Source organism: Kitasatospora sp. NPDC002522 (genome assembly GCF_053595195.1).
The window spans coordinates 1-1,093 of sequence record NZ_JBSFXE010000127.1 but is presented as its reverse complement, the minus strand read 5'-3'; the positions used below and the strand labels follow the sequence as shown (position 1 = coordinate 1,093).

The 1,093-nt window shown below is 70.0% G+C and carries 1 pseudogene; it reads right to left on the bottom strand.

Annotated elements, in window-relative coordinates:
• Positions 1–1,093, bottom strand: a pseudogene (locus ACWD4U_RS34805) (hypothetical protein); the annotation flags it as partial.

Sequence of the window (1,093 nt, the reverse complement as noted above, 5' to 3'; positions counted from 1 at the left end):
GGGTGTGGGTAAACCATTGCCCGTCGAGGTTGGTGAAGGTGGCCTCGGTGTCGGTCCGCGTGCCCGTGAGCGGCTTGTTCGCGAACCGCTCAGGGCCGTTGTTCGGGAGCTTGACCTGCCTACTGCCGACCGACACGATGTCTTCGCCGGCGACTGCGCGGAACTCGCGGGGAAGGCGTCCGACGAAGGCACCCTTGTCCGTGGGGTCCGGCGGGGAGTAGGTGGGCGGGGTGTACGCCTTCCCGGCCTGCTCGACCGCGCGCCGGTACTTGTATTCTTCGGTCGGCTCGTCGTAGGGAATCGGGTCGCCCACGGGTTCGAACGCGTCGCCTCCCGTGACGGAGAGCTGCACCATCCGCCGACCCACCTCGCCGGCCACCCGCACATGCCAGCCCTCGAACACCTCGCCCTCACCCTGCCCCGCCGGAGCCTTCGGCAGACTCACCTTCACGCCGAACAACGTGGTCCGCGTGGTACCGGCCGGGATGAACTTCTGGTCGCCGGTGGCCTCCGTGATCCTGGAGTCGAACGGCTGCCCGTCGGGATTGGTGAACTTGACTTGCCCGCCGACCAGCTCGCCCCTCAGCGGCTTGTTCGCGAACCGCTCACGGCCCGTGCGCGGCAGGCTGTACTCGACTCCCTGGAAGCTGATCGAGGTGTTGTTGGCGGCCACGTGGAAGACGGACTGGAGGCGTCCGCGGAAGGTGACCGGTTTCGCCGGGCCGCCATCGCCCCCGCCGCCGGCGGGGGCGATGGCCGGGGTGCCATCCGCCGTCTCGGTGTCGGCGGACGCGCCGGGGACCGCTGCGGCATGGTCCGCTTCCAGCGGCTCGTGGTCCATGCCGGCCGGTCGGTCGGAAGGAAACGGCGCACCGTCGAAGTCCCCGTCCGCTCCGAGGTCGTCGTCGAGGTCGTCGTGTGTGGGCGGTTCGGCGTCCGGCATCGGTTCGTCCCGGGGGTGGGTGTCGTCTCCGATTCCGTGGTGAGCCGATTCGCGAGCGGGGGCGGGATTCGTGTCGTGTGCCGCGGCGTCGTCGCGGGTGCGCTGGTGTGCTTCCCACGCGCGCCGGTACTTGTACTCCTCGGTCGGCTC